Source organism: Thiorhodococcus minor (genome assembly GCF_010820565.1).
Lineage (GTDB): Bacteria > Pseudomonadota > Gammaproteobacteria > Chromatiales > Chromatiaceae > Thiorhodococcus > Thiorhodococcus minor.
Map to the genome: position 1 here is coordinate 1 of NZ_JAAIJQ010000178.1, position 3,798 is coordinate 3,798.

Annotated in this window: 5 protein-coding genes; all 5 read left to right on the forward strand. The window is 69.3% G+C overall.

Annotated elements, in window-relative coordinates:
* Nucleotides 1–36: 36 nt before the first annotated feature.
* The 5 genes from G3446_RS25865 (at nucleotide 37) to G3446_RS25885 (ending at nucleotide 3,695) form a co-directional block, all read left to right on the forward strand.
* A complete protein-coding gene (locus tag G3446_RS25865; protein ID WP_164456546.1) occupies nucleotides 37–1,374 on the forward strand; it encodes a TraB/VirB10 family protein in 1,338 nt (445 codons plus the stop codon).
* A 113-nt stretch (nucleotides 1,375–1,487) separates the two neighbouring features.
* The gene (locus G3446_RS25870; protein WP_342450249.1) at nucleotides 1,488–2,159 is read left to right on the forward strand and encodes a disulfide isomerase DsbC N-terminal domain-containing protein; all 672 of its coding nucleotides are present in this window, start codon (nucleotides 1,488–1,490) and stop codon (nucleotides 2,157–2,159) included.
* Nucleotides 2,156–2,902 carry a TraV family lipoprotein gene (locus tag G3446_RS25875; protein WP_164456548.1) on the forward strand — a complete coding sequence of 249 codons (747 nt, stop codon included), beginning with the start codon at nucleotides 2,156–2,158 and terminating at the stop codon, nucleotides 2,900–2,902. The genes G3446_RS25870 and G3446_RS25875 overlap by 4 nt, the downstream gene beginning before the upstream one ends.
* A 26-nt stretch (nucleotides 2,903–2,928) precedes the next feature.
* Entirely contained in the window at nucleotides 2,929–3,252 is a 324-nt protein-coding gene (gene traA, locus G3446_RS25880) for a TraA family conjugative transfer protein (protein ID WP_245232785.1), read from the forward strand.
* 89 nt (nucleotides 3,253–3,341) lie between these two features.
* Nucleotides 3,342–3,695, forward strand: a complete 354-nt coding sequence (locus tag G3446_RS25885; RefSeq protein ID WP_245232786.1) for an RRXRR domain-containing protein — start codon at nucleotides 3,342–3,344, stop codon at nucleotides 3,693–3,695.
* Nucleotides 3,696–3,798: the final 103 nt, after the last annotated feature.

Below are 3,798 nucleotides of genomic sequence, written 5' to 3' on the forward strand. Positions count from 1 at the left end.
GAGCGTCCGTCGCTGCGCCGGGCGGGAGGCCGCTAGATGCCGGTGATGCCCACCGACACCTGGGAGCGGCTCTCGCCTGGCCTGCGCCGCTGGCTGCTGATCGGCGCCGTGCTCGGCGTGGTCGCACTGATTGTGGTGATCGCCCTCGATGAGCCCGCGACCCCTGGCACCCGCGCCGAGCAGGCGCGTGAGCGGCTCACCCGGCATCTGTTGACCGACGCCGATCCGCGTGCGCTCGGCATCGACGGCCTGGCCAATCGTCTGACCCAGCTCGAGCGCGAGCTGGCCCAGGCGACGTCCCGCGAGCGTCAGCGCGGTCCCGGCGAGGCGGCCACGCTCAACCGCCAGGTCGAGCAGCTGCGCCAGTCCCAGCAGACCGAGATCCAGAGGCTCCAGCAGGAGATCATCCGGCTGCGGGACGAGTTGCAGGCGCGCCTGGCGATGCCGACGTCAACCACACCGCCACCAAGCCAGCCGCCTGAGCCTCCGGCGCCCGAGTCGAAGACGTCGCGCCCGGCCAAGCCACCAGCCCTGGACGATCCAGCACTCTTCGCGCGCACGCCCGCCTCACCGCTGAGTGCCCTCAGTCCGCGCCCAGCCGCTCAGCCGGCACGGACGAGCGGGCCGCTGACGATCCGCGTGGTGGAGCAGGCCCCCGCGTCCAATACGGCAGCGTCTGCGACTACCAAGCAGACCAGTGATCCCGCCGGCACAGCCATCATGATCCCCGCCGGCAGTCTCCTGCGCGGGGTCCTGCTCTCCGGGATGGATGCCCCCACCGGACGACAGGCCCGCCGCGACCCCTATCCGGCCCTGGTGCGCCTGAAGCACGACGCCATCCTGCCCAACCGCTTCCGCGCCGATGTGCGCGAGTGCTTCATCACGGTCGCGGGCTACGGCGAGCTTTCGAGCGAGCGCGCCTTTCTGCGCACCGAGGTCATCACCTGCGTGCGCCGCGACGGTGGCGTGATCGAGGTCCCGGTCGATGGCTACGCGGTTGGCGAGGACGGCAAGGTGGGGCTGCGCGGGCGCCTGGTCTCCAAGCAGGGGCAGGTCATCGCCCGTGCCATGCAGGTCGCCTTCCTCGAAGGGGTTTCCGATGTCTTCAACAAGTCCTCGGTCACGACTATCACCACGACCAGCGACGGGAAGGTTCAGTACCAGGACGTCCTCTCCGGCGACTCGGCCCAGGCGGCGGCCATCACCGGGACCGGCAAGGCGCTCGATCGGCTCGCCCAGTATTACCTCGACATGGCCGAGAACATCTTCCCGGTGATCGAGATCGACGCCGGGCGCGCGATCGAGGTGATCCTCAATCGCGGGGCGTCGCTGCAATTGGCCCAGGCGAATCGTCGCCGTGGTGGGCGGCGGTGAGGAGGTCGACGATGCGGGTGCACAGGCAACGAGCGACCCTTGGATCAGCCTTGGCTCTGGTCCTGTTGGTCGGTTTGCCGGTGGGCGCGGTAGGCGATGAAAGGGCAGGGGCTGTGGCCACGGAGCCCGACGACATCGCACAGCTCGTGCAAGGCATCGAGGGGATGCGCCGTCTGCCGGTGCAGGGGGTCCAGATGGTCCAGTCGGGCGAGCGGCTGTTCTTCGTTTCGACCAACGGGCGCTATGCCTTCCTGGGTCCGGCGATCGACCTCTGGCACGGGGAGCGGCTGACCTCGCTGGCCGAGGCCGACCGGCTGATGGGGCGGATCGACCGAGCGCGCCTCAAGCTCGATGTCCGTGACCTGGGGGCGCTGGATCTGGCGGAGGGGGCCGAGGAGGTCTGGGTCTTCCTCGATCCCCACTGCCCGCAGTGCGCCAACCTGCTCGATCAGCTCCAGGCGCTGTCGCCGTCGCAGCGCGCGTCCTATCGCGTTCGCCTCATCCCGGTGGCGGTGCTCGGGAAGCCGTCCCTTGCCACGGTGGTGCGGCTCAACTGTCTGGCCGAAACCGACCCGGCCGCAGCGCTGGAAGCCCTGCTCAGCCATGTCTTTGAGACACTGCCGCCGGCGACGGGCACCTGCGGACAGGGCGTCCTCCAGCGTGCCCTGGTCACCGCCCAACTGCTCGGCATCACCCAAGTGCCCTTCCTGATCGCGCCGGACGGACGGCTGCACGGGGGTGTGCCGGTCGATCTGCTGGCTTGGTTCACTGGAGATGCGCGATGACGAAAGAATCGATCCTTCCATTCAATACCGCGCGGAACGGACTGCTCCTGCTGCTCCTCGGCGTCAGTCTGATGACCAGTGGCTGTGGCTCGCTCGCCGTGGGCGAGAAGCGCTTTGGCTGCAAGGGACATCCCAGCGACCCCTTGTGCTTGCCCGCCTCACGGGTCTACGACCTGACCAGCGGGACCGATTCGCTTCAGCCACCCGACTGGGAATCCGAGCGGGTGGACGACGAGGCATCAGGTGCGCAACCGGCGCGACTTGTGGCTGTGTCCGTCCAGCGGCGCAATTCGTCCGGTGGGTTCTTTGGCGACGATGTAGCGCTGTTCGGCGCCACCCGGAAGCCAGCGAACGCTTCAGAAGCACCCGATGTCGCCCAAGTCGATGAGCCAGTGGAGGCCCTGCCCATCGCCGCCGACGAAGACCTGCTCCTGCCCCGCTCGCGCGACCCCATCCCGCTGCGGGTACCCGCGCAGGTGATGCGCATCTGGCTCGCCCCCTGGGAAGACGAGAACGCCGATCTGCATGCCAGCGGCTATGTCTTCACCGAGATCACCCCGCGCACCTGGAGCCTCGCCGCCGGGCCGGACCGTTTCTCCAATGCCCTGCTCAAGCCCTTGCAGGTGGAGCAGCGTGTCGTGCCGAGCGGCGGGGATGCCGCGGCGCGGCCGCGTCGCCAGGCGCCGTGCGCGGGTGAGCACTGCCCGTCCGCCCCCGGTGCGCTTCGCAACCCCCTGAACTGACCGAACCGACAGAGGACACCTTGACGATGATGTCTCATGACAGACACCACTGGGCCGGCCGCCTTCTGATCCTGGCCCTGGCCTTCGCCCCCATGCTCGCGGCCGCCAGCTCGGGCACCGGCGATACCACCGGTACCGAGTTCCAGGAGGTCTACACCCTGCTCACCGGCTGGATGACCGGCCTGCTCGGCAAGGTCATCGCGGTCGCCTTCATCCTGGTCGGCCTGGTCGCGGGGGTGATGCGCCAGTCGATCATGGGCTTCGTCGTCGGTGTCTCGGCGGGGGTGGGCATGCTGGTGGCGCCGAACATCATCAACACCCTCTTCGCCGCGACTCTCCCGGTTGTCTGAAGACGGCCGGCGATCGGCTCACCTCTCCTGCGCATTCACAGCGCCACCGGCCACTCCCGGCCGAGACCGGGCCGGAAACGGCCCACCCCATGGACTCAGAGAGGACCGCCATGTCCCTGTGCTGCCCCTTGCCCGAGACCCGCCACTATCTGTCGGTGCCCAAGGCCCTGTTCGCCGCGCTGGCGGAGCTGTCGCCCGAAGCGCGCGATCGCCTCCTCGACCAGGCCCTGACCCGGGTGCAGGGGCGGTCCCCGGTGCTGGTGTGCGATGCCAACCGCCGGCTGCTCAAGCCCTGTCACCCGGCGCGGGCGCGCGAGCTGCTGCGGCGCAAACGCGCGCGGGTGCTCTGGAGCGATCCGCTCCTGCTGCAGCTGCATCGCGTGGTTGCACCCGCTTCGGTGAAGGGGAAGACCGATCGCGACGCCTCGGGGCGCACGGGATGAACGAGCGCCGCTTCCAGGGCGAGCGCGCCTCTGCACTCTTCCCGACCCTGGCCTGCGACCCCGAGCAGGGCATCTTCCTGCTCGACGATCAGAGCCTCGCCTT

Coding starts and splice junctions, on each gene's coding strand:
- G3446_RS25865 (WP_164456546.1), top strand. CDS start 37: ATGCCGGTGATGCCCACCGACACCTGGGAGCGGCTCTCGCCTGGCCTG.
- G3446_RS25875 (WP_164456548.1), top strand. CDS start 2,156: ATGACGAAAGAATCGATCCTTCCATTCAATACCGCGCGGAACGGACTG.
- traA (WP_245232785.1), top strand. CDS start 2,929: ATGATGTCTCATGACAGACACCACTGGGCCGGCCGCCTTCTGATCCTG.
- G3446_RS25885 (WP_245232786.1), top strand. CDS start 3,342: ATGGACTCAGAGAGGACCGCCATGTCCCTGTGCTGCCCCTTGCCCGAG.